At 52.9% G+C, this 261-nt stretch carries 1 protein-coding gene and 1 pseudogene; both read right to left on the reverse strand.

Going from position 1 to position 261, the window contains the following annotated elements; genetic code table 11:
* A partial coding sequence (locus ACNQ0T_RS24485; protein WP_417930524.1) for an NAD-dependent epimerase/dehydratase family protein occupies positions 1 to 107 on the reverse strand: 107 nt, incomplete at its 3' end.
* A gap of 18 nt (positions 108 to 125) precedes the next feature.
* Positions 126 to 261, reverse strand: a pseudogene (gene folX, locus ACNQ0T_RS24490) (dihydroneopterin triphosphate 2'-epimerase); the annotation flags it as partial.

Below are 261 nucleotides of genomic sequence, written 5' to 3' on the forward strand. Positions count from 1 at the left end.
GTATCCGGATGTCGCGTGGAGACCGTGACGCTATGCCCGAGCTCCAGCAATCTGGGTATCAGATGTCGGCCAATCAGGCCGGTACCACCAGTAAGCAGGATCTTCATACCACCTCCCTGACATGGTTAGCGACGCCAGCTCATGGTCATGGACACCGAGTCGGCATAGCGCAGCGCATGAAGTTTATCAATCTCCACTTCAGCATATGTGACCCAGTGATGTTCGCATGCGATATTCAGCACATCCTGAGTTAATTTTTCC

It is taken from the genome of Enterobacter cloacae complex sp.6700776 (genome assembly GCF_048284255.1).
Classification (GTDB): Bacteria; Pseudomonadota; Gammaproteobacteria; order Enterobacterales; family Enterobacteriaceae; genus Enterobacter; species Enterobacter intestinihominis.